16 protein-coding genes are annotated in these 24183 nt (G+C 48.8%); 7 read left to right on the top strand and 9 right to left on the bottom strand.

Going from position 1 to position 24183, the window contains the following annotated elements; translation table 11 throughout:
- Positions 1-79: 79 nt before the first annotated feature.
- Positions 80-817: an iron-sulfur cluster repair di-iron protein gene (ric, locus tag JTN23_RS07090; protein ID WP_247233382.1), complete on the bottom strand. Its 738-nt coding sequence runs from the start codon at positions 815-817 to the stop codon at positions 80-82.
- Between the two features lie 201 nt (positions 818-1018).
- Complete coding sequence (locus tag JTN23_RS07085) at positions 1019-2140, bottom strand: TlpA disulfide reductase family protein (protein WP_247233380.1); 1122 nt, start codon at positions 2138-2140, stop codon at positions 1019-1021.
- A 251-nt stretch (positions 2141-2391) separates the two neighbouring features.
- On the opposite strand from JTN23_RS07085, the gene JTN23_RS07080 reads away from it, so the two are divergent.
- Together JTN23_RS07080 and JTN23_RS07075 are read left to right on the top strand one after the other, a co-directional pair.
- The gene (locus JTN23_RS07080) at positions 2392-3417 is read left to right on the top strand and encodes a sugar phosphate isomerase/epimerase family protein (protein ID WP_247233378.1); all 1026 of its coding nucleotides are present in this window, start codon (positions 2392-2394) and stop codon (positions 3415-3417) included.
- Between the two features lie 443 nt (positions 3418-3860).
- On the top strand, positions 3861-5687 hold the full coding sequence (locus JTN23_RS07075) for an AMP-dependent synthetase/ligase (protein ID WP_247233376.1): 1827 nt from the start codon (positions 3861-3863) through the stop codon (positions 5685-5687).
- 59 nt (positions 5688-5746) lie between these two features.
- Here JTN23_RS07075 and JTN23_RS07070 read toward each other — a convergent pair whose 3' ends face one another.
- Positions 5747-7282: a family 43 glycosylhydrolase gene (locus JTN23_RS07070; RefSeq protein ID WP_247233375.1), complete on the bottom strand. Its 1536-nt coding sequence runs from the start codon at positions 7280-7282 to the stop codon at positions 5747-5749.
- 153 nt (positions 7283-7435) lie between these two features.
- Here JTN23_RS07070 and JTN23_RS07065 point away from each other — a divergent pair, with 153 nt between their 5' ends.
- The 3 genes from JTN23_RS07065 (at position 7436) to JTN23_RS07055 (ending at position 9778) form a co-directional block, all read left to right on the top strand.
- Entirely contained in the window at positions 7436-8011 is a 576-nt protein-coding gene (locus tag JTN23_RS07065; protein ID WP_247233374.1) for a Crp/Fnr family transcriptional regulator, read from the top strand.
- Positions 8012-8086: 75 nt separating this feature from the next.
- A complete protein-coding gene (locus tag JTN23_RS07060) occupies positions 8087-8527 on the top strand; it encodes a carboxymuconolactone decarboxylase family protein (protein ID WP_247233373.1) in 441 nt (146 codons plus the stop codon).
- A 306-nt stretch (positions 8528-8833) separates the two neighbouring features.
- Positions 8834-9778: a DUF808 domain-containing protein gene (locus JTN23_RS07055; RefSeq protein WP_247233372.1), complete on the top strand. Its 945-nt coding sequence runs from the start codon at positions 8834-8836 to the stop codon at positions 9776-9778.
- Positions 9779-10030: 252 nt separating this feature from the next.
- Here JTN23_RS07055 and JTN23_RS07050 read toward each other — a convergent pair whose 3' ends face one another.
- The 3 genes from JTN23_RS07050 to JTN23_RS07040 form a co-directional block, all read right to left on the bottom strand.
- Positions 10031-10315, bottom strand: coding sequence for a hypothetical protein (locus JTN23_RS07050; RefSeq protein WP_247233371.1), 285 nt, complete (start codon positions 10313-10315; stop codon positions 10031-10033).
- A gap of 427 nt (positions 10316-10742) precedes the next feature.
- The gene (locus tag JTN23_RS07045) at positions 10743-12053 is read right to left on the bottom strand and encodes a tyrosine-type recombinase/integrase (RefSeq protein WP_247233370.1); all 1311 of its coding nucleotides are present in this window, start codon (positions 12051-12053) and stop codon (positions 10743-10745) included.
- A gap of 2 nt (positions 12054-12055) precedes the next feature.
- On the bottom strand, positions 12056-12913 hold the full coding sequence (locus tag JTN23_RS07040; RefSeq protein WP_247233368.1) for a helix-turn-helix domain-containing protein: 858 nt from the start codon (positions 12911-12913) through the stop codon (positions 12056-12058).
- A 654-nt stretch (positions 12914-13567) separates the two neighbouring features.
- On the opposite strand from JTN23_RS07040, the gene JTN23_RS07035 reads away from it, so the two are divergent.
- Entirely contained in the window at positions 13568-14842 is a 1275-nt protein-coding gene (locus JTN23_RS07035) for a hypothetical protein (RefSeq protein WP_247233366.1), read from the top strand.
- A 170-nt stretch (positions 14843-15012) separates the two neighbouring features.
- Positions 15013-16455, top strand: coding sequence for a DUF6371 domain-containing protein (locus tag JTN23_RS07030; protein ID WP_310586710.1), 1443 nt, complete (start codon positions 15013-15015; stop codon positions 16453-16455).
- Between the two features lie 1113 nt (positions 16456-17568).
- On the opposite strand, the gene JTN23_RS07025 is transcribed toward JTN23_RS07030, so the two are convergent.
- From JTN23_RS07025 to JTN23_RS07015, 3 genes are all read right to left on the bottom strand, one after another.
- The gene (locus JTN23_RS07025; RefSeq protein WP_491630934.1) at positions 17569-20565 is read right to left on the bottom strand and encodes a PKD domain-containing protein; all 2997 of its coding nucleotides are present in this window, start codon (positions 20563-20565) and stop codon (positions 17569-17571) included.
- A gap of 833 nt (positions 20566-21398) precedes the next feature.
- Complete coding sequence (locus tag JTN23_RS07020; RefSeq protein ID WP_247233361.1) at positions 21399-21803, bottom strand: hypothetical protein; 405 nt, start codon at positions 21801-21803, stop codon at positions 21399-21401.
- Between the two features lie 244 nt (positions 21804-22047).
- Positions 22048-24183, bottom strand: a 2136-nt coding sequence (locus JTN23_RS07015; RefSeq protein ID WP_247233360.1) for a PKD domain-containing protein, incomplete at its 5' end; no start/stop codon positions are given.

Here is a 24183-nt window from a genome sequence, read left to right as displayed (position 1 = left end):
ATGAAAGGGAGCCCGGCCATGACCAGGAATACAGGTAGTACCAGACCCAAGTACCCAGTACCACCTGCGTACCACTTTACTAGCTAAGCACCACCTCCTGCTCCAGCTCTAGTGCCTTGGGGAATAAGATATTATTTTCCAGGTGGATATGCTGCATCAGGTCTGCTTCCAGCTCAGCCAGCTTAGCCAGCATGAGGCGGTGCGAGTTGCAGGCATCCTCCGCGGGGGTATAGTTATTGGTCAACTCCCTCAACCGGAACAACAACGTACCCGCATTGTCGTGCTCATGCTCCATCACGGTAATGGGAGCATTCAGAAAAGCCCGGCGGGTAGGGTCACCGTACTCCTGCTTAGCGGCCACCAGGCTCTTGATGGTCGGGAACAGTACTTCCTCCTCCTTCTGCAGATGTGAGACTAGCTCCTCACTCAGTTCTTCAAAGGTCTGCAGTACTTCCCGCATAGCCGGATACCGATCTCCGTGTTTAGTAGCTACTTTTTGTACCAGCGGCTGGATGAACGGCAGGTTCTGGTACAGGTAGCGGTGGTGTACATTCAAGATATAGTCCGCCAGAAAATCCGGCTCCCACTGGTCAAACTGCTCGGAAGCCAGCCGCTCTCTGGCGGGAAGCCGTTCCAGTTTTTCCAGTACTACCGGCAGTTCAATACCTGCCCGGTCACAGGCTTCCGCCAGAGTACGTTTGCCGTTGCAGCAGAAATCAATCCCCAGGCGCTTAAATACTTCGGCTGATCGGATATCAGCCGTTACTAACTCACCAACTGTAATAGCAGTTGCGTCAAAATCCAGTATGGTCTCCATATATAGTAAGGCTATGAATGTTTAAGTAAGAGATACTCTCCAAATTTCTGTAAAGGTACCTCACTCCCTTATCCTGAATTGTGACTACGGTCAGTCCATTCCCTGAGCTTGGTCATACATCTCCTGCCAGCATTGCGTCAGCCTTACTCTCCCTGAAAGGATTCAAATCGACTGGTACTAAGTAGCTGCTGAGCCTTACTGCTACCTCAGGCTCACAACGGGCTGTTGTATAAGACTCCTGGTGATGATACTATCGTATACGGCCTGGCTCCCCTCATCATACCCTACCATTTTCCTGATCAGCTTTCCCTTCCCGTCAATAAACAGGGTGACGGGAACGGCCCTATCAAAGCTGAATAGCTCTCTCGCGTAGGTCTTTGCCTCCGCCGTCATCAGCAACTGGTCCCAGGGCATCTGCTCCTGTGCCACGGCCTTTTCCCAGGCCTGGGTACTTTCATCTATCGAAATAGACACCATCCGAAAGGCTTTATTACCCGAGTAGGCCTGATATACCCTTTTTAGCTGAGGGATCTCTCTCCGACAGGGCCCACACCAGGAGGCCCAGAGCACCACCACATGGATAGCCGCGTCTTTATCAAGTACTGCTTTGGGTTGCTGGTGTATATCCGGTAGCACCGTCGCGAAATCCAGCTTTTTGCTATTCCTGCTTTCTACGTACTGCCGGAGCTCCCGCCCCGTCGGACTCTCCTTTACCTCTTCTTCAAAACGATTAAAAACGGTGAAGAACTGATCATTGTCCAGCCGGCCCACCCGCCTCTCCAATTCATAGAGGTAGTAGTAGGAGTAGGGATGCCTGCTGACCAGCTCTTTGAGCTGACTTATCTTTTTGACCATCGGAAAGTTCGCCGTGTCATTATACATTACCATCGTCTGCCTACCCGATGTAACGGTTAGATATTGCTTCATACCATGCACATTATCATGTATCTTATAGCTACCTGCATAACTCCCACTGATCTGCAGGCCATCTTCCAGCATGAAGACATCAACTGTCGTAGGCTTCCCCTTATGTATCTTACCGGTCTTGAATGTAAGTAATGTAATAATACCCAACGAGTCTCTATGACTCAGCATGACCAGCCGGGGCTGCGGAACGCTATCGGCCGGGATGGAGAAGGTAAAGGTGCCATCTACCACCTGCACGGAATCAATAGTTCGCCAGGTACCCAAGTCCCTGAGGAGCAGTTCACCGGCCGGAAGATCTTTTATATCGCCTCGGATCACCACTTCGGAGCGGTGTTTACTACAGGCTAAAACTACAACGAGTAAAGCCAAGAGCTGAAACAGGGGGAGCATTTTCATAAGCAGTGTATAGTTGAGTTAAGATCTCTGTCTTTATGACAGATCAACGGTAGGATGAATGCAGAAGGTACAGGGTACACCCGCAGTATTCAATTTATTTTATCTAACGGTCTGATGGAAAGGAGGAGAAGCCTGCTTTGAGTGGATGGGCTTCTATATAACACCCCATTTTTCTGATCATCTCATTAGTATATGATCCTCCTCCCCTCGCTTTATATCGTAGCCCCAAAGGCCCTTAATCACTACCCAGTATGAACCAAAGACGATCTTTCCTCAAAAAAGCCTCGGCCCTTGCGGCCACCGGAATGCTTTCTACCGCCCAGACCCGGGAAGTAGAGGCCGCTGCCCCATCCAAAAAAATAGGCATCCAGACCTACTCGATCCGCCGGCAATTAAAGCAGGACATGGTGGGTTCGCTGAAAGCTCTGAAGAACATTGGCTTTTCGCACGTGGAGCTCCACGGGTATGAGCAGCAGGACAAGAAAGGCTCCATACTAGGGTACACGATAAAGGACTATCGCAAAATGCTGGATGACATCGGCCTAGAACCGACCAGTGCGCACCTGGAGCCTCCCCTGCAGAGCATCTATAAGTTTGGGGATGGCGGCGGAACCGGCAAGGGCGAGCGTAGCATCCAGATCGAATCGTATACCAAAGAGAATACCAAGACAGTTCTTGAATACTGGAAGCGGGCCGTCGCGGACCATCAGGAGATGGGGGTACCCGTGATGGTACAGCCTATTATGCCCGTGGTCAATACCCTGGATGATGCTAAGCTGGTATGTGAGGTATTTAACCAGACGGGAGAACTGGCCAAGCAGGCCAACATCCGCTGGGGCTACCACAACCACAGCCAGGAGTTCAAACGGATTGGAGTAAAACGGGGGGAGGACTGGTCGCCGGAGATGGAGGTTACCAAGGATACCTACCCCAGCGAAATCTTCTATGATTTTCTTATCAAGAACACCGACCCCGGCCTGGTGTTCTTCGAGATGGATGTGTACTGGGCGGTCATGGGCCAGTGCGACCCGGTTACCTACTTCCGACGCTACCCCGGACGGTTCCCCCTCCTGCACATCAAGGACCGCGACATCCTGGGCTCGACCGGATTTATGAATTTTGAAAACATCTTTACCGTCGGCTACTCGACCGGCGGCCTGGAGAGGTACTATGTCGAGCTTGAATATCCTAACCCCGCTACCAGTACCTCGCTTCCCCAGATAGAGGCCGTCAGGAAGTCCTACGAGTACGTAGCCAGGGCGCCATTTGTAAAGTAGAGGTCCAGTGTACTACCGAGTGATTCTTTAACTAAGGATAAGTAGAAGATAGATTAGCAGCCAGTACGGACAAAAAAATACCCTGGTGGGATGTACCAGGGTTGAAGAAGCGTAACAGCTATATAACGGCCTTCTTGTAATTTTGTTGTATTCCTTGAAAAATAAACGTATTATTTTTCAGTTTTTTCCCTTAAATCTATACTACCCACAACACCTGCATCTCACACCGAGGTACACTGGCTATTCCTGATGGTAGTCTACCTGCCTGCTCGCTGCGGGCCAGCGGCATAAATGCATACCGGTACCAACATTAAGCTACCTATTCCCGTTATTCAAACACAGCCTACGACCATAGCTGTATCCCGTTTACTCCCCTCTTATCTTACACCCGTACATAGCAGTACTTTTATTTATTCTGATAAGAGAAGAAGCAATTACTGAAAATGAGATTGCAGGCAGACGTGTTGCATAACACAAAAGGCTCTTCAGAGCCAACCCGACTATTTGATTGTGTGGCGTATCAGTTAGAGCATACGCCTTTGGAGGACATGCTCTGCGCCAAGGAAAACAACCAGTGGCGTAAGTACTCTACCCGGGAGGTGACCGACATGGTTAATCAATTGAGTGTCGGTTTACTCGCTCAGGGGCTCTCCTCCGGCAACGGCTCCATCGAAGGACGTGATAAAATAGCCATCATCAGTGCCAACCGCCCGGAGTGGATCATGGTAGACTTGGCTATCCAGCAGATAGGGGCTATTTCTGTTCCGATCTACCCTACCATCAATGTACATGAGTTGAAATTTATTCTGCAGAATGCCTCTGTAAAAGCAGTATTTGTAGAAGACCAGAACCTCTACGACAAAGTGAGCGGTATCAGCAACGAGTTGCCTGAGCTGGATATTATTTTCTCTTTCAACCCGATCACCAATGTACGCCACTGGAAAGAACTGCTTTTTGATGTCTCGCCGGAGCTGGAAAGGAGACTGGCCCAAAGCAAAGCTAGGGTACATCCGGAGGATTTAGCCTCAATTCTCTATACATCGGGCACTACGGGTACCCCCAAAGGAGTAATGCTTTCGCACCGGAACATCATGAGCAACATGTATAGCAGTAGCCTGATCATAGCTAAGGTGGGGGTACGGGGCAAAAGAGCCATTAGTTTTCTGCCGCTCAATCACGCCTTTGAGCGGATGGCTACTTATTGCTTTATCTACTCGGGCGTTGCAATCTACTACGCCGAAAGCATGGAGAAGATCAGTGAAAACCTGCGGGAGGTCAAGCCTACTATTTTTACTACGGTTCCCCGGCTCCTGGAAAAGGTATACGAAGCCATTATCAGGAAAGGAAGCGAGCTAACCGGCATCAAGAAGAGCCTCTTTGACTGGGCCCTGCGACTAGCCGAGCGCTATGAGATCAACACGCCCCTTCCGCTGGGTTATAAAGTACAGCTGGCGCTTGCCAATAAGCTGATATTTAGCAAGTGGCGTGAGGCCCTGGGAGGTGAAGTAAAGTCCATTATTACCGGTGCGGCGGCCTGCCAGGTACGACTCCTGAAAGTATTCACTGCCGCCAATATCATCATACAGGAAGGATACGGACTGACGGAAGCCTCTCCCATAATCAGCGGCAACCGCTATCCCGAAACCAACCGGATGTTTGGTACTGTCGGCCCCCTGCTGAAAGGGGTGGAAGTAAAAATTGCTGAAGACGGAGAGATCCTCTGCAAAGGCCCCAACGTGATGATGGGCTACTACAAACGTCCGGACCTCACCGCGGAAGTCATCAGGGATGGCTGGCTACACACCGGCGATATAGGTACTATGATAAACGGGAAGTTCCTGAAGATCACGGATCGGAAAAAGGAACTCTTCAAGACCAGCGGCGGCAAATACGTGGCACCGCAACCCATTGAGAACAAAATGGTGGAGAGCCGCTGGATCGAGCAGATCATGGTAGTAGGTGAGTCGCAGAAGTATGTAGGAGCACTCATTGTACCGGCCTTTCAGGCCGTTAAAGAATGGTACGACGGTCAGAGTCTGACGTATCCGGGGCATCTGGCAGCCGCTACGGATGAACGGGTCCGGGCTCTTATTTCAGAAGCCATAAAGCAGTACAACGAGTACTTCAACCATGTAGAGCAAATCAAGAACTTTGCTTTACTACCCAAAGAATGGACCGTTGAAAGCGGGGAACTGACCCCTACCCTGAAGCTAAAGCGCAAAGTACTGCTGGAAAGATACCAGTCAATCATCCAGAGCCTGTATGCGTAGGCCAACCGATACTTCTGTGCACAGCCTCCAACGGGCTGTGCACTTTATAACTTGATACCTTACTGGTACCTGATCTCGAAGTAGTTAAATGCCGCTGGTAGTGTTCCGCTCTGCATCAGGCCGGGACGGGGGCTACGATCCCAGGGCGGCAGGAAATCGCCGTTGTAATACGTACTGCCCGTTTCCAGTTCTTTCCAGTCTTTTCCATCCTGGCTCCAGTAAAACCGAAGTTGGTACCCTTCTTTCGCCTTCATTTTTAGCTGTACCGGCCCCTTGCCGCTTAGCTTTTCTTCCTTCAGGACAGACCGCTTAGCTTTCCTGACCTCCCATACCTGTACTGTATTTTCGGCAACTCCTATACCTACCGATTGTCCCGCATCGCCGTATAGTACCAATCCTTTGAGAGAAGCATTAGGGTTGACGACTTCCGTTGTCATTTCATATTCACCGGCCAGGGGACGAACGGTCAGGACGGTGCCGGTCAGGTTGTCGGCGGTCGGTTGTCCGGTCAGATACAAAGCCCCCTTCTCTACCTTCCATTCCGGCTGGGCATGTCGGAAGTCCCACTGCCAGGCACCGGCTAAGGGAGCCCTGGCAAAATCGTCCCGAAAATTATTGATAACACCGGCTTTCTCTCCCAGCGGTTTTAGATCAGGCCACCCGTCCGGACTATTCCAGACTACCTCACCGAGCAGGGCCTGCCGGCCAGTATAGACATCCGCCTCTTTGCTATAGGCATGGTAGAGGTAGTAGTCCTTCCCATCGGCAGAGGTGACAAGGGTACCGTGGCCGGTACATTTCCAGTCCCTGGTTTCAGAGAGGATAGGGTTGCCCGGGTACCGGGTATAAGGGCCCTGCAACGTGGCCGACCGGGCTACCTCCACCTTGTAACTGCACCCCCGGCCGCAACAGTTACCCGGCGAATAAAACAGGTAGTAGTAGCCACCCCGCTTCACCAGGCATTGCCCTTCCAGCCCCACCTTCGCGTCATCACGCAGCAGCATAAATGGCTCTCCTACTACCTTCAGGCCGTCATCCGACAACCGGGCACCCAGAATTTCAATCGGCCGCTGGTCCAGGCCGTACGCTTTCCAGGTCATATACAACTGCCCCTCATCTTCCACCACAAACGGATCAATGGCTTCTTTGCCATATTCCAGAAGGATCCCCCGATCAGTAAAACCTTTGGCCGGATCACTGGACGTGGCTACTCCGATGCAGGATATACCGTCACTCCTTTTACGGGCCACGTAGTAGGCATAGTAGGTACCATTGCGGTAGAAGAGCTCAGGCGCCCAGAACGAGGCTGCCGCCCAGGAGGGTGTCTTTGGGAATACATAACCCATGGGCTGCCAGTGCAGCAGATCGGTGGACTGAAAGATGGGGAAATGCGGCGCCCACTCAGATGATGTGCCTACGGCATAGTAGGTGTTGCCCACCCGAATCACCGAGGGATCGGCAAAGTCGCCGGGAATCACGGGGTTTTCTTTGCGCTGGGTGCTATCCTGTACCTGTTTTTCACGGAAATCACCTTCCTTGCGATCATTGGAAAAACTGAGAAGTAGCAGTGGAATAAGCAGATAAAGTAAGTTCATATTGCTGTTTTTTGCAGAGCGTACCTGTAAGAGTAGGCTTATGTACTTTAATACTCTCCTGAAGTACTGCCTTGCATCTGATATAATACCTTCCTCTACTCTGAGCAGTAATTAACTATCTTTCATAATCAATCACTACTACCCTAAGTACCTATGCCAGCAACATTCAGAAACCATCTGGAGAAGTTTATCGAGATTAATGACGACGAATACGCAGAGATAAGTACCTACTTTACGCAGGCTTCGGTGCGGAAGAAAGAGAACCTGTTAGAGGAGGGCCAGATCTGCCGATCGCATTTCTTTGTGTTGAGCGGGTGCCTGAGAAAATTCTTTATCAATGATAAAGGCGTGGAGCAGACCACCGAGTTCGCCATTGAGAACTGGTGGATCACCGATAACATGGCCTACGAGAGACAGCAGTCCACCGGGTTCTTTATACAGGCGGTGGAGCCTTCCGAGGTACTGGTGATCAGCCATGATGCCCAGGAAGCCCTGCTCCGGAATGTACCTGCGATGGAGCGGTATTTCAGGTTTGTATACCAACGGGCCTATGCTGCTTCGCAGATGCGCATAAAGTACCTGTACGATTACTCCCGCGAAGACCTCTACTACCACTTCCACGATCACTACCCGGAGTTTGTGCAGCGCATACCGCAGTACCTGCTTGCCTCCTTCCTGGGGTTCACGCCGGAATACCTCAGTGAGATCAGGAGCAAAAGACGTTCTTAAACCAGTTTAAGAAGATTGGTCGCTCCCCCCCCCACCTTTGTTGTGTCATTGATCATTAAACAAATAACACAGCAAATGGAAAAGCGCATAAACATAATGGAAACACAGGCGCAGGCAGCCAAAGCCATGTATGGACTGGAAGGGTACCTGGCCTCTACGCAACTACCCAAAGCACACAAGGAGCTGATCAAGATCAGGGCCTCTCAGATAAACGGGTGTGCCTTCTGCCTTGATATGCACACCAAAGATGCCCTCAGGAACGGGGAATCCAGTCAGCGCATTTTTCTTCTGAACGCCTGGCGGGAAACCAACCTGTTTTCGCCGGAAGAGAAGGTACTTTTGGCCATCACAGAAGAAGTCACGCTGATCCACCAGCATGGGTTGTCGGAGGAGACGTATAGCAGGGCCAGGGCCATCTTTGACGAAGGGTACATAGCCCAGGTAATCATGGCAGTAGTTATTATCAATGCCTGGAACAGAATAGCGGTAAGTACCCGGCTGGAGATACCACAGTAGGGACATTTCTCCTACCACTGAATGCAGCCACAGGATCATCCCCTGCTGGCTGCATTTTTGGTGATTGCTTAGTACAATGACGTAGCGTTTCCTGCACGTATACAACCCGAAGATACAGGTCTACTTTCGGGTAAAAGCCCCTCCGCCCACACCACCTCATCTAAATTTTTCTACATTACGATTCCCCTGCAATTGCAATCCCACGTCTTTCGCTTACATTCGGATCGTGGAAAAAAGTGCTGGCACAGTTATTCAGTAGTATGAGTCAGCATGAGCCTAATTCAAACTTAAACTAAACTCTATATAATGGCGACAGGTCTTCTCGCACTTTTAGATGATGTGGCGGCACTGGTCAAAGTCAGTGCGGCAAGCCTCGATGACGTTCCGACGCAGGTGGCTAAAACAACGGGCAAAGTTTCCGGCATCGTGATCGACGATACAGCCGTAACGCCTAAGTATGTGGTGGGTCTCGATCCAAAGCGCGAGCTCTCCATCATTTACCAGATCGCTAAAAAGTCGCTCATCAACAAGGTGCTTATACTAGGGCCGGCAGCCCTGCTGCTCGGGTACTTTGCTCCGGCCATTATACCTTACATACTTATGATAGGTGGTGCGTTTCTGTGCTTTGAGGGCTACGAAAAGGTGCATTCCATTTTCAGCAAATCTCACCACGCACCGGATGATGAGCCCACCGAAGATATGAAAGTAATAACTCCGCAGGAGCTGGAGAAAGAGCGGGTCACCAGCGCCGTACGAACCGACTTGATCCTTTCGGCCGAGATCATGGCCATTGCCTATGCCACGGTTACCGATAGCCCCCTGGTCACCCAGATCGTGGTGCTGCTGACGGTTGCCATCTTTATTACCGTTGCGGTATATGGGTTTGTGGCCCTGATCGTCAAAGCAGATGACATTGGCGTGCACATGGCGCAGGAAAGATTCAGCCCGACCACCCAGAAGATCGGGCGCGGCCTGGTGAAGTCGATGCCAAAGTTCCTGACCATATTGGGTTATGTAGGTACGGCGGCCATGCTGTGGGTAGGAGCCGAAATCATTGCGCACGGTCTGCCATTTCTGCACCACCCGCTGGAGGCACTAGAGCACTCCCTGGCTAGTGTGCCCGTGGTAGCGTGGCTGGTAAAGGTACTGGTACTAGCGCTGGGCGGTGTACTACTGGGAGCGGTGATAGCACAATTTGTAACCCTGGGCAGCAAACTATTCAAGCGTTCAGAAGCAAAGACCGCGCATTAATAGTCTGGATTGATATAAAGTAAAAAGGTCGCCCGTGCATAGGCGGCCTTTTTGTTTAAGTAGTAGGTATCTCTCTAATCCAGCTCCCCACCCTTTCGGTCCTTCGGGCCCTGTTTTTCTATTGTGAAGCAGCGACAATCCTGTAGTACCCCAGGTACGCCCGATGGGGTAACCCTGGCCCTAAGGCTGAGGACAAAAAAAGCCAGGCCTACTATAGCCTGGCTCAGCCAAATAAACATCAAGGAAGGGTTACTATACAATTTGTTGTTCCAGTTGTTGTTCCAGAGTGGCAGATGCTGGAAGGCTATTGAACTGATGCTTTTGCCAAAACCTGGGAGCCCCCATAATCAGCCAGATCAGGCAGACCTGAACCGCCAGAGCTGCTATGCCCAGACCTACCATACCGGCAAGGATAGCTGGCAAAGCTCCTACCGTACAGAGCGTAATAATAGTAACAGCGACGATCTTGCCGCAAAGTTTTAAGGCTTTCATAGAGAATGCCATGTCCAACAGGTCAGCCATTGATTTATCTTTCATCACAGACAGAATAGGGATGTATACTAAACTATTAATTATCTAAATAGACCCTCGGGCTATATAGATAGTTGTAAACACCCATCACATACTATACAAAACTGATCACCAGATACATAATAATATTTCAAAGGCACCATACAGTAGCCTCTAAGCAATACAGGCTTACGGAACTTTGCTGAATATTTCCTCCTATTACTGACACTTATAGTAAACAAAAAACCGCCTGACTGTAAAAATCAGGCGGTTTTTCTGTGGTACCTCATAGTACCTCATGTTCAAAATGTGACCCCGACGGAGTTATAACTGTGATAACTTGTGTAAAGGCTTATTTCACAAATCCTCGTTTTTAGCTCATTTAGGGCCTTTCATGTTACAATATCTATAACAGGAAGATAAAAATTTATGGCCCCATTTATGGCCCCACTTTTCAAGCCTTTTTAGGACCATCTTCATAGATATGATTGATTGAATTGACGGCCTTTGCATCAAACGATGAGAGGTATTGCTCCGTAATCTTAACGCTGCTATGTCGCAGGGCCTTGCTGATCACATAGAGGTCAATTCCCTTCCTCCTTGCCAGGTCTGCAAAACTATGCCTGGCTACGTGACAGCTAAGATTTTTAAATTCAGGCTCACCTGCATCGTTATATCCCTTGATTAACCCTGCCTTCTTAGCTAATTGCTTTAAAACTTTATTTATATAGGCTGTTTTCGCTTCTATCTGCCGGGATCGGAAACAGTGATCGGAAAAATCGAGGCTATTATTGAGAAATGGAAACAGGAACTTGTTATACTTCTTCGACTGTAAGTATTCCCCTATGAAACTTAAAGCTGGAAAGGGTATTTCTACTTCTACCCTATTATTAGTCTTCTCCATCTTGTAGTAAATAGTATATATACCGTTACTTTCCCTAATGTCCTGCCCCTTCAACGTCAAGGCATCTCCAATCCGCATTCCATGTGCATAGAAGAGGAACATGAATAGATTTCTGACGTGGTACTCCTTCTTACCTGGATCAAGCTCCAATTCCCCCAGCTTGTAAAAGTCTTCCAGCTCGAGCTTTTCCTTCTCCCTTGATTCAAAGGACAGCTTGATGTTGCGGAATGGATTCTTTTCGGTACCGGGTAATTCTTCTTTGGCAGCATCCTTAAAAATCTTGTTCATACGTTGCAGCGATTTACTAACGGTGGTACGTCCATTGCGCTGTAACTCCCACAGTTCATAGTCTCTTATCAGCTTTGGAGTGAGCTGGGAGAAAGGTAGTCGATCTTTACCGACAAACTCCTTAAACTTATTGTAGATCGCCTCATAGTTCATGGCCGTACGCCGATGCTGCGGCTCCTGGCGCATCAGCTCAATAGCATTTTGAAAATACTCCAGGTAACACCCTTCCTGTACCTCTTCTGGCTCAAGTGCATCCAATGATCCCTTCAGCGCATTCTTTACATTCTCTACTGTAGGCTCTATTTCTAGCTCCAGAAGCTTATTATATGCCTTTAATGCACTTTCAAAAATGGCCTTCAATGTAGCGTTATGAATAGCATAATTCGAGTTGCTGGGCCTTATCCAGTTAGCCTTACTCAGCGTCCCTTTGGGATAGAACTCTCTAGGTTTTACACGTACGTTCGTATTTCTTTTGTAATCCTTCTGGTTGTAAGCGTAGCGCAGCCGAACTGTATGTGTACCGTCTTCATTGGGTCTATCCCGTAGAATAAACTTGAATGAACCTCCTACCATTACTATTGCAAAGTACCTTTGATTATACTATTAATTGTCCACAGTTTTTGAATATCCTCTTTCAATACGGTGATTATATCTCCTTTGGGATCATCAGACTCCAGCACCAGGTAGCCATGTGATACAATGTCATTCCTACGAATCCGGCGGATCTGGATCGTATCATCAAACTGCACCGCTACCAATCCCGTTGTGAACTTGTAGCGTTCAGAAGCAACCTCTACACCTATGACTTGCCAGCCCGGAGCAAAGGGGGACTGCAATCCATCGTGCCCAAGTTCAAATACCACTCCCCCCTCTTTATAATTATCCCCTACATATAAGTAGCTTAGTTCTTTCCACTTCGTATTTCTACGCTGCCCAACCTTTACTAACGGCAAATAGCCCTCCCGTATCCGCTGATCTTTCCTTTGTCCCAAAATCTCGTTTTCAGAAACACCGAAGACATCCGTTATACTTCTGAGTGTATCAGCCCGAAAGTGTTCTGTCTTCAGGTAGTTGTGGACAGCTACTGTACTAACGCCAAGCTTTTCAGCCAGCTCCTTCTGAGCAATGCCCTGTTCAATAAGCCACTTTCTGAGCTGCTCTCCCTCGTGATTCGTAGCGGCTGATTGACTGCTGCCCCCCCCCTGTACATCCCTGGGCGCTGCTACTTCTTTTATCCCCAGGCGGCTGTGGATCCGGTGCCATATACGATCGGAGATGGGACGCCTGCCGGAGATCATCTGCGATAAATTAGAAGGCAGGATACCCACCAGTTCCGCGAAGGCTTTATGTTTTCCTTCCGTGTACTGCTCTATGTACACTTTAATCTTAGTAGCCCTGATCAGTCTGCTATCAGCAATGCTTTTATCTGTCACCTTTTGTCCCTGCTAAATTGTAACAACATGGAGTACAAATACTGCTACAATGTTAACGAAAGATAACAAAATAGTCAAATCTGAGGCGTATTACTGGCTATTAATACAGCAAATGTTACCATAATATAACACTGACAGCAGCAGACAGTAATATACTCCTATCATGGAAAATACATAATTTTTGCCTACATGTATGTTAATTTCTGATAAGTGCACTTATATTTGCCTCTATCGAAAGAGAAGCCACTTATTCGATCATTGAGAATAGCAATACATCGCAGTCATGGGATGTAGCGCGATGTATTGCCGAAGATACTGGTTGCCCTCGATGGCAGCCACGCCCGTATAGTTCATCCCACCTATGCGGGCCTTTTCTTTTTCTAAACTATTCCAAAACCAGTCAGTACCATGAGATCAGAAGTCCTAACATCTACCAGCTCCATGGAGAAGGTAAGAGTGAGGCCTTTCTCTCAACAGGACAAGGCCCGGAAAGGCTCAACTAGTTCAGACGCATCAGTAGGCAGGAATGGCAGTATACCTATCAATAGGCAAATCGTAGAGCAGATAGGTAGTGAGGGCCTATAAACAATAAAGAGCGACCATAGGAAGCCGCTCTTTACAACAGGAATGATGTAATGCTTAATTTTTTTTCTAATGATAAATATACATAAAAATCTAAACACCGACTCTGGCTCGGAAGCTGATTTAACTGTACTTAATGAATTAGAAAGCCATATAGAAGAAAGGACAGCTACTCTCAGTGATCCGGCCATAAGGGATGAGAACTCCGCAGAGTCTAAGATCAGTAAGAACCTGCAAAAGATCCTGGACAGTCAGCTGCTGCTGAAAGTGGCAAAAACCCGCAGGATCGAGTTTACCAAGCCGATCATAAGGCGTGGTGCGGATCCAGTGATCTTCCCCAACACGATTAATGTCATCCAGGGCAAGGCGGGTGTTCATAAGTCACGGCTCGCTGAGGTACTCAGTTCCTGCTTCCTGCTGAGAGATCCTCTGACCGGGGATGAGACCCAATTACTGGGCTTTGCCAAGAACTTCACCAGAGACTTCCGGGTGCTGTACGTGGATACCGAGCGTAACCTGAAAGAACAATTACCCTATGCTTTGCAGTCTATCCAGCTTAAAGCCGGGTATAGTATCGAAGAACAGCCCGAACAGTTCGACTTTATCTCCTTGCTGGATATTGAACGGAGACAGCGCTTTTATGCTTTGCAGGAGTATCTGGACTTTACACGTGAGCAGCATCCCGACAGGCACATCTTCATAGTACTGGATGTCATTACGGACTGCATCCGGGATTTCAACCGTACCGAAGACAGCATGCAGCTGCTAGACCTGATGAATCTCTACATCAACCAGTATGATGTTACTTTCCTGGCTCTCATTCATGAAAATCCGGGAGGTGAAAAGGCCCGGGGGCACCTGGGAACCGAGATCATGAACAAGGCCTCTACGGTTATTCAGGTAGGTTTTGAAAAGGATGCTAGTCAGAACGATACGGACCTGATCCGGGTAAAGTTTCTGAAGTGCCGCAGCACAAAGCGTCTGGATCCCTTCCACATCAAATATTCCCAGGAGGCAAAGGGACTTGTACTGGCAGATGCATCCGACATGTCCGAACTAGTAAACAAGCGCAGGCATAAGGCTGAGGTGGAAGACCTGGTAGAGCTCCTGGAAGCTTACCTGGGGGATGGACAGCCCCTACCTAAGTCTGAACTGATGAAAAAGCTTTGCGAGGATTTCCAGTCCTCCGCAAGAACCATTAGTGAGCGCCTTAGTACGATCATAGAAGAAGAGACCACCTTGCACAATGAGCATGGCCAGGCCTGCAGCTTGATCAAGGCGAAGGCGGGCAAAGAAGTTGTGTATCGGCTCCAGGCAATCAATCCTTACAGGCCGGCAGGTTCATAGCCCCTAATAACGTTGGAAACTGGAAAAGCCCTATATAGGCAATTTCCAACTTCCAACGTTCTTCCAGCCCTTCCATTACGTTGGAAATCTACTTTTTCCAACGTTTTTTCCAACGTTCCAACGTTTACTTCACCACTTAATGTCCAATTCTGTAGAGCATTTACTCATAAATGTTCCTAGGTATGTCAAGTAATCAGTACAGATTTATTCTTAAACCTTATAAGATACCAGGTGATAAAGAAACCTGCCCCAGTTGTGGAGCCAGGCGTAAATTCGTGAGATACATCGATACCCATACCGAAGAGCTTCTGCCTGAACAGTACGGCCGCTGCGACCGCGAAGTCAGTTGTGGCTATCACCTGAGCCCGTACAAAGTTGGGTACTCCCGGCTGATCTATGAAAAGGATAAGGAGTGGGGCTTCGGATGCCGAGCCCACCAGCCAACCCTAACACCGCCCAGACCCGTTTCCTATATCCCTTCCGAAGTCTTCCAGAAGAGCCTCGAATGCGAGCAAGACAACCAGTTCATCCAGTTCCTCCTCGCCCGATTTGATGAGGAAGCAGTCAAAGGAGTGAAGGAGCTCTATGGTATAGGCACCTCTGATGTCTGGCCGGGAGCTACTATTTTCTGGCAGCAAGACAAGGCAGGGAGGATTAGAACAGGCAAGATCATGCTGTACAACCGGCTCACTGGCAAAAGAGTGAAAGAACCCTATGATCATATCACCTTTGCTCACAGCAGACTACAAGACAGCAGGGAGTATCACCTCAGCCAATGCCTGTATGGGGAGCACCTGCTTGAGCAGGAACCTGAAAAAGTGGTGGCCCTGGTGGAGAGTGAAAAAACAGCCATCATCGCCAGTATCTACCTCCCCGGATACCTCTGGCTGGCTACCGGAGGGAAAGGCTTCAACGATGAACGACTGCAAGCCCTAAGGGGCCGAAAGGTGATCTTATTTCCTGATCTGTCCAAAGATGGCAAAGCTTTCAGGGACTGGGTAGAAAAGACCAAAAGAAATGCTGATTTGGCCAGCTTTGTGGTGTCGGACTTTCTGGAGCAAAAAGCTACTCAGCCAGAAAGGGAACAGGGCCTTGATCTGGCCGATTATCTTCTGAGGGTAGATTACAGAAAGTACCGGCACAAGCGGATACAGGGCTCTTCGGCTTGTCTTACTTCCAGCCATGCGGGAAGTCGTCAGGAAACGGCTCACTCACCTGCCTCCCTTCCAGAGGGCACAAGACCTATTTCAGACGAGAAATCTACTATCACTGATGGGGAGTTAGATGTAGGTGAACCATCCATGTTTGATACTCCTACCCAGGAGCAAGCCATACTTGATAGTCTGATAGCAGACCTTGACAGAGGCAAAAGCTGGGAGTTGATTCTGCTCCACAATAAAGATACGCTTCCCGCCACTGTTACGGCCGATACATTGAAAGAGTACTTCCATAGACTGGGCCATACCTATTTAGGCATGCTATCAGCCGCGGAAAGGCGAGACTTCATCCGGGAGCGGTTCAGAAAAGGAGGTTACACCCATTTTGGTATTCTTGAACATTACCCATGCCTGGGGTTCAGTAGGGAGTACGAAGTGAGTGAGTTTTTAAAGTAAAGGATTCAGTGAAGGCTTAATGAGGCACTCTCGGCCTACGCCTTTCATGTTATCAACTTCAATGATACTATTCTGAAAACATATCCAGACAAGAGCCATTTTGTACTTAACATAGATTAATAGAGTTTTTGATTCTATACATAAATATTAAAGTACTATAGTATTAAAGTAAAGCTCGAGAAGTAGGTGGTTTATACGTAAAAAATTAGTTTTACTAACCTTGTTTGGATTGCACATTCTTTAGATGCTACGTTAATAGCCTATCATCAAATATGAATAGTAGCACCTGTTAAAAACCCTTATCAGTTCGAAACCGCTGGAAGGATTCTTACCACTATATAGCCTTAAAGATGTTCGCAAGATCGGGCCAATATCACTTCGGAAAGCCACCTTTGACAGCTATCCCTACGTCGGCTCTTTCAGAAGAGTTGATGCTGATAAAATGGATTTATCGGAAGTAGAACCAATAAGAGGTATAAAGAAGCTAGAAGTAAATTTCTTTTTATAAAAGATATAAATCAATAATAGGACAAGACTCTTTTGCCAATTAGAGATAATGGACTCTCTAAAAAGAAAGGATACCAGGCTTTTGCCTAATATCCTTATTCATGGTGTGGATAATATGCTGGAATTCAGCAGTCAAATGTAGAGAAAGGTGTATCAAGGAGCAATACCAGATTTACAGTATATTTTGTGTACTACTAAGCAGCTAGCCAGAGTACAGCCTGGCTCTGGTTAAGTCTAACTTAATCATTAGTCCTTTTTTACAGGGACAAGCACCACTTATTCTACACGCGTCAAGTAATCTGGGTCTTCCAACGCTAAGAGTAGTTGTAGGTGGACCTTTCCTTCAAGCTTAAAGCCATAATTCCTACTGATCCGCAGTTTAAAAATGTGCAGAAAACCTACTCCTTCAGTACACAGCTTAATTGACGCAACAGGCTACTGATGAAACACCGCTATATGATGCTAATTGCTACTGATAGGACCATTTGATCGGAAGTAGAACCAACAATAGGTACAAAAAACATAAACCAGCCAGATAGGTCACAAAAAGAGCCTGCTGCACCAGCAGGCTCTTTTTGTGATCCTCTATTTTCTGTAAACTTCTACTTATTGTACTTTGATCAACTTATAGTGTTTGGCTTTACGTCCCGTGCCGACCTGCAGGAAGTACATTCCGGGATTTGCTTCCTTACCCAGGCTGATGCTCTGCTCGGGCTGTACATCTTCCAGCTGGAGTACTGGGCGACCTAGAATATCGAAGACTGCAACAGGTAGCTTACCCTGCCCTCTATCCCCCACCTGTATCGTAAATGAGTCAACAAACGGATTAGGAAAGTACTGCACCTGCATGTCTTCCCTTTCTACCTTTTCTTCCACCGCTAGACGAGCCATGGAATTATCCACTACGGTAAAGCTAACCGTCAGAGGTGTACCTGCCGTCCCCGTTGCTCCAGAGCCGGTATAGGGTGTACACGTCAGGCTGTAACTGCCCACAGCAGGTGTCCAGGCGTTGTAGTTGCCTCCGTTATCTCCGAACAAGGCATAGGGGAAGCCCGTCTCCGTCTGCGTCCGGCTGAGCTTACCACTCATGACAAACTTGACGCTGCCTACACGTGAAGGGTTGGTGTTGGCCCGGATGTTCAGGTTACGCGTCGGCAGGCTGTTCAGATCCAGTACATCACCAGCTGTCAGATTCCGTATAGGTTGCTCTGTATCCGCATTCATCAGCGTGAAGCTCACCACCTGCTGGGTAGTTGAAGGAGCCGGATTGACAATAACAGAAGCTTCATCATAGGCAGTAGCTCCCTGGTTATCCGTCACCGTCAGGCGGAAGACGTAGGTACCCGCCACCAGTCCGCTAGCAGTCAGGGTAGCGCCGTTAGCATTGACCAGTGTAGCTGTATTAGGACCACTCTGCTGGGTCCAGCCATGGGAGCTGATGCTACCATCCGGATCATTGGCTGAACTGGTAAGGGTAACGCTGTTGGTAGGCAGCGTGATAGTCTTATCTTCTCCTGCATTGACCGTAGGAGGTTGATTAGCAGGAGCAGTCTGCTCTACAACGGTAAAGCTAACAGTCAGAGGTGCACCTGCCGTACCCGTTGCTCCGGATCCTGTGTAAGGCGTACACGTCAGGCTGTAACTACCCACAGCAGGTGTCCAGGCGTTGTAGTTTCCCCCATTGTCTCCGAACAAGGCATAGGGGAAGCCCGTCTCCGTCTGCGTGCGGCTGAGCTTACCACTCATAACGAACTTGACGCTGCCCACCCGGCCCGGGTTGGTGTTGGCCCGGATGTTCAGGTTGCGGGTGGGTAGTGTAGCCAGATTCAATACATCATTGGGGGCTATATCACGTATGGGCTGCTCCGTATCCGCATTCATCAGCGTAAAGCTCACTACCTGCTGAGTAGTAGAAGGTGCTGGATTCACTAAGACGGAAGCTTCATCATAGGCAGTAGCTCCCTGATTATCCGTCACCGTCAGGCGAAAGACATAGGTACCTGCTACCAGTCCGCTAGCAGTCAGGGCAGCAGTACCTGCATTGGTTAGAGTAGCGGTGCCAGGTCCGCTCTGCTGGGTCCAGCCATAGCTGCTGATGCTGCCATCCGGATCATGGGCTGAACCGGTAAGGGTAACGCTGTTGGTAGGCAGCGTGATGGTCTTATCTTCTCCTGCATTGACCGTGGGCGGCTGGTTAGTAGGAGCGGTCTGCTCTACTACGGTAAAGCTAACAGTCAGAGGTGCACCCGCCGTCCCCGTTGCTCCGGAGCCTGTGTAAGGCGTACACGTCAGGCTGTAACTGCCCACAGCAGGTATCCACGCGTTGTAGTTACCTGCATTGTCTCCGAACAAGGCGTAGGGGAAGCCCGTCTCCGTCTGCGTGCGGCTGAGCGTGCCACTCATGACGAACCTGACGCTGCCTACGCGTGAAGGGTTGGTGTTGGCGCGGATGTTCAGGTTGCGCGTGGGCAGGCTTGCCAGATCCAGTACCTCATTAGGGGCTATATCACGTATGGGCTGCTCAGTATCGGCATTCATCAACGTAAAGCTTACTACTTGCTGGGTGGTAGGAATTAGTTTGCGAATTCGCCGATTACTAGCATCAGAAATGTAGAGGTTACCGGCTCCATCTACCGCTATTCCCTCAGACTCACCAATCATAGCTTCCTTAGCAGGTCCCCCATCACCGCTGTAGCCTTGAGTTCCTGTACCGGCTACTGTGGTGATGATGCCACTCGTACTTACCTTGCGGATGCGATAAACACCTTGATCAGAAATGTAAAGGTTACCCGCTCCATCAACCGCTACTCCCAAAGCATAACCAATCATAGCTTCCGTAGCAGGTCCCCCATCACCGCTGTAGCCCGAAGTTCCAGTACCGGCTACTGTGGTGATGATGCCACTCGTACTTACCTTGCGGATGCGAGCATTACTATAATCAGTAATATAGAGGTTACCGGCTCCATCTACAGCTAAATGTTGAACAATACCAATCATAGCTTCCGTAGCAGGTCCCCCATCACCGCTGTAGCCACGAGTTCCTGTACCTGCTACTGTTGTGATGATGCCACTCGTACTTATCTTACTAATTCGACTACAACCATAACTAGCAATGTAAAGGTTACCGGCTCCATCTACCGCTACACTATTAGGGTTCAGCATGGCTTCCGTAGGATTTGTTCCATCAACGCTGCAGCCATTAAATCCATTACCGGCTACCGTGGTGATGATGCCACTGGTACTTACCTTACGGATGCGAGTAGCACCATCAGCAAAGTAGAGGTTACCGGCTCCATCTACCGCTATTCCCCCAGGCTGACTTATCATAGCTTCGGTAGCAGGTCCCCCATCACCACTGTAGCCTGAAGTTCCAGTACCGGCTACTGTGGTGATGATGCCACTGGTACTCACTTTGCGGATGCGGTGGTTCCCTTGATCAGCAAGGTAGAGATTACCGGCTCCATCTATGGCTACTCCATGAACGTTATTTATCATAGCTGCCGTAGCAGCTTCCCCATCACCGCTGTATCCATTAATTCCAGTACCGGTGTAAGTGTTGATAGTGTACTGAGCGCTGGTATTAAAGGAAAAACTTGCGAGCATGACCAGCAAACATAGGCAGTGCTTGATAACGAGGGAGAATAAATGTTCAGACATAAAATAGGGTGCGGTTGTGGTAAATAAAACTGAAATGTATAAGTGAACTATATATGATGTAAAGTCTCCGCAAAATGGGCATAGACATTTTATACCTGTACGAATACAAACAAACTCCCTTTTACAACCATGCTAAGATTAAAGAAAAGCAGCTTAATGGATTTAGCCTGGTAGCTGGGGACGAAGCAGAGCACTACTACTATATAAACTGTGCGGCGCAACTAGAAGTAGTAGAACAAAAGATGAGAAAGTGGCTGATTAGATCAGCAGAGTAGGGAGGTAGTATTGCTCCATAGTTCAGCTAGAAGATATAAATGTGTGGACAATATAGTTAAGGAACTTCTCTGAGACAGATGGTAGTAAGCGTATGGATGTCAATCCAATATCCTTAACCATCAGTAAAAATATAGGAATAGGGCAGCTCTTGTCAATACCTGTTTTAGGGTATTTTTATCTCTATGCTAGTAGGTGGTTATAAAGAATAGCAAATCAGCACCAATCTGAAAAACAGTAAACTCTCTATCGCTACTGATTCGGATCTGTGAAGTAAACTACCTGCTACTTTTGAAAGTATACATGTGTTGACTCCAGGACTTTCGACGACAGCTCGTATGCTGTTGAACAGCCATTATCTATTCTTTTACAATAGAAGAATAAAGCTACCTGACTACTGTTTGAGATGACTCACCACCAACTTATGGAAATTGTACTCCGGCTGGATCGCTACGCTACTAGCAATTGATAAAAGCAGAGAGGTGGTATGCTTTCAAAACTTGCCATCAGTCACAGGAAAAGGTTTCTATAAGCGTTCCTGATTCAGTGAAGTTAAAACAGTGGGTATTAATCACATCTTCCCCACTCGAATGCTTGATCCTATACCGGATACTGATGTGGTAGTATCGCTTATTGTCTGTACCGATCACGTAGTATGAATTATGAGAGAGCTCCCGGTAGTGGTGGGAGGCCTGTAGCTGCCGATAGATATAGTTCCTGGCTATCGAACTACTCATTCTGAGCATAAAGGATGTACTCCTGTTGATAGTACTTTCTCTGATAGATGATAGAGAGGGAGTACCTGACTCAGGAATGCTAGATTTCATCTGAGTAAGAAGGTGCAGGACCAGAAGCATGAGGGCCGCTGCTTTCCATAGGGGCACGGTTCGTGTGGCTAAACCTTTTTTCATCTATGCTACTATGCTTGTGACCTTTTGCTGTATAAGCTACTTAAATACAGAATATTATAAGCTCATTAAGATACAGTTATACCCACCCGTAAGGCAATTGCTGCTTAGTTTACATAGAAGGAATTCATCGGAAGTAGAACCAACAAGAGGTACAAAGAACTTAAATCAGCTACATAGATCACAAAAAGAGCCTGCTGGTGCAGCAGGCTCTTTTTGTGATCCTCTATTTTCTGTAAACTTCTAGCTACTGTACTTTGATCAACTTGTAGTGTTTAGCTTTACGTCCCGTGCCGACCTGCAGGAAGTAAACTCCCGGCTTTGCTTCCCAGCCCAGACTAAGAGTCTGCTCAGGCTGTATATCTTCCAGCTGTAATACGGGTCGTCCCTGAACATCATACACTACAACAGGTAGCTTCCCCTGCCCTTTTCCCTGTACCTTAAGAGCGAAGGATTCAGTGAACGGATTAGGAAAGTACAGGACCTGTAAGGCTTCTGTTTCCACTTTTTCTTCCACAGCCAAGCGAGCCATGGACTGATCCACTACCGTGAAGTTAATACTTAGCATGGTTCCGGCAGTACCCGTGGCCCCTGCTTGAGTATAGGGAGTAGCCTTTAAGGTGTAACTTCCCAAAGCGGGTGTCCAGTTGCGGTAGTTGCCATTGTCATCTCCAAAGAGAGCGTAGGGGAAGCCGGTCTCCGTCTGGGTACGGTTCTGCTTGCCACTCAGGACAAACTTCACGCTGCCCACCGGAGAAGGATTGGTGTTAGCCCGGATGTTCAGGTTACGAGTCGGTAATGCAGCCAGATCAATGACTTCATTGGGGGCTATATCCCGGATGGGTTGCTCATTATCCGCATTTATCAGCGTGAAGCTCACCACCTGTTGAGTAGTTGAGGGTGCGGGATTGACTGTGACAGAAGCTTCATCAAATGCGGTAGCCCCTTGATTGTCCGTTACTGTTAATCGGAAGACATAGGTACCGGCTACCAGATTATTCGCTGTCAATGTAGGGGTGCTGGTATTAACCAAAGAGGCCGTACCGGGTCCGCTCCGCTGGGTCCACTGGTGGGAGGCGATGCTGCCATCCGGATCGTTGGCCGAGCCAGACAGAGAAACGCTGTTAGTAGGCAGCGTGATGGTCTGGTCTGCGCCCGCATCAGCCGTAGGATCCTGATTGGCAGGAGCATCCTGCTCCACAACGGAGAAGTTGATGGTCAACGTAGTACCGGCCGTCCCTTTCGCGCCTGCCTGAGTATAAGGAGTACCTGCCAGCGTATAGTCACCCACAGCCGGTGTCCAGCCATTATAGTTGCCGCTGTTATCGCCGAACAAGGCGTAGGGGAAGCCTGTTTCAGTTTGAGTATGGCTCCGCTTGCCACTCAGAACAAACTTCACGCTACCCACCCGGTCAGGAGCCGTGTTAGCCCGGATGCTTAGGTTGCGCGTGGGCAGGCTGTTCAGATCCAGCACATCATTGGGGGCTATATCCCGGATAGGCTGTTCGTTATCAGCGTTAATGAGAGTGAAGCTTACCACCTGTTGAGTAGTTGAAGGAGCCGGACTCACTAAGACGGAAGCTTCATCGTAGGCAGTGGCTCCCTGGTTATCGGTGACCGTCAGGCGGAAGACATAGGTGCCCGCCACCAGATTACTAGCAGTCAGGGCAGCAGTACCTGCATTGGTTAGAGTAGCGGTGCCAGGTCCGCTCCGCTGGGTCCACTGGTGTGAGGCGATGCTGCCGTCAGGATCATTACCGGAACCAGCCAGCGTTACTGTGTTAACAGGCAGGGTGATGGTCTGGTCTGCGCCCGCATCAGCCGTAGGATTCTGATTGGCAGGAGCAGCCTGCTCTACTACGGTAAAGCTAAGTGTAAGAGCAGTCCCTGCTAAGCCTGCGGCATTCGCTTCCGAATAAGGAGTAGCCAGTAAGGTATACGTACCCAGAGCCGGTGTCCAGTTGCGGTAGTTGCCGTTCTGATCTCCAAAAAGGGCGTAAGGGAAGCCTGTCTCGGTCTGAGTCCTGCTCTGCTTACCGCTCAGGACAAACTTGACGCTACCCACCAAAGAAGGAGCCGTGTTGGCCCGGATGTTCAGGTTACGCGTAGGCAGGCTGTTCAGATCCAGCACATCATTAGGGGCTATATCCCGGATGGGCTGCTCATTATCGGCATTGATCAGCGTGAAGCTCACCAGCTGCTGGGTAGCAGGGGTATCTTCATCGGTGTTGCCGTCACAATCATTATCCTTTCCATCAGGTAGTTCAGGAGCACCTGGATAGACAGTGTTGTCGCTGTCGTTGCAGTCACCAGCCTGGGTGACATGACCAGCCGGAGCAGCACAAGCTATCACAGTTTTGGTCGCATCACCAAAGCCGTCCCC

The organism is Telluribacter roseus (assembly GCF_017355915.2).
Classification (GTDB): domain Bacteria; phylum Bacteroidota; class Bacteroidia; order Cytophagales; family Spirosomataceae; genus Telluribacter.
This window is presented reverse-complemented; position numbering and strand designations above follow the sequence as displayed.